Raw genomic sequence first — 1,016 nt, forward strand, 5'->3', positions numbered from 1 at the left:
ACCTGAACTCTGGATAAGAAACTGAGCTGGCAGAGGAACTAATTGCTCGTTCCCCGATCTGATCATTCGACCAAAAGGAACAGATACCTCCAAGGAAAGAGCATGGACAAATTAATTGAAACCTTCTGTGATGTCGATGATTTCTGTCAGTTGTTTATTGAGCAGTGGCAACAGCAACTCATCGAAGTCGGTGAACTCAAGCGCCGTAGGGCCTGTAAGCTATCTCCAGCTGAGATAATGACCATCCTTATTCACTTTCACCAATCCCACTATCGAGATTTCAAGAGCTACTATTTGCTCTATGTGTGCCGTAATCTGACCAAATACTTTCCAAACCTTTTAAGTTACACGAGATTCCTTGGTATGACGGCTAGCGTAGTCGTGCCAATGTGCAGTTATCTGACATCAAAGCTAGGTAAGCCTACGGGTATCCAGTTTGTAGACTCGACCAAGATTGAGGTTTGCCACATCATTCGAGCCAAAAGAAATAAAGTGTTTGAAGGTGTTGCCTGCCATGGAAAGGGGACGATGGGCTGGTCTTTCGGCTTCAAACTTCATCTGATCATCAATCACCTAGGCGAGCTTGTCGCCCTCAAATTGACTAAAGGCAATGAAGATGACAGGAAGCCAGTACCAGAGATGGCTGATACAATCTGGGGGAAACTGTACGGTGATAAAGGCTATATCAGCAAAGCTTTAACAGGTGAGCTTCTGGATAAGGGCGTTGAACTCATTACCACGGTTCGTAAGAACATGAAGAAGAAATTTATCTCTTTATGGGACCGAGCGTTACTGAAAAAACGTTTTATTATCGAGACAGTGAATGACCAGTTGAAGAACATTTCGTATATCGAGCATTCTCGCCATCGAAGTATGCATGGTTTTATCCTGAATCTGTTGGGCGGATTAATCGCGTACTGCTTGAGGGATAAAAAGCCCAGTCTAGATCTAACAGCTCAAGAGTTTGAGCTGTTAGAGAGTAATTGCTTAGTTCTGGCTTAACCAGATCTCAGGTT

The 1,016-nt window shown here is 43.8% G+C and carries 1 protein-coding gene; it reads left to right on the top strand.

All coding sequences use genetic code 11. The features are described 5' to 3' along the window. Positions 1-102: 102 nt before the first annotated feature. A complete protein-coding gene (locus tag FKQ60_RS17260; protein WP_113620543.1) occupies positions 103-1,002 on the top strand; it encodes an IS982 family transposase in 900 nt (299 codons plus the stop codon). Positions 1,003-1,016: the final 14 nt, after the last annotated feature.

The organism is Vibrio sp. A11, from assembly GCF_013048705.1.
Taxonomy (GTDB): Bacteria; Pseudomonadota; Gammaproteobacteria; order Enterobacterales; family Vibrionaceae; genus Vibrio; species Vibrio metschnikovii.

Bases quoted from the DNA above. Each gene is read 5' to 3' on its own strand.
- FKQ60_RS17260 (WP_113620543.1), top strand. From the start codon at position 103: ATGGACAAATTAATTGAAACCTTCTGTGATGTCGATGATTTCTGTCAG.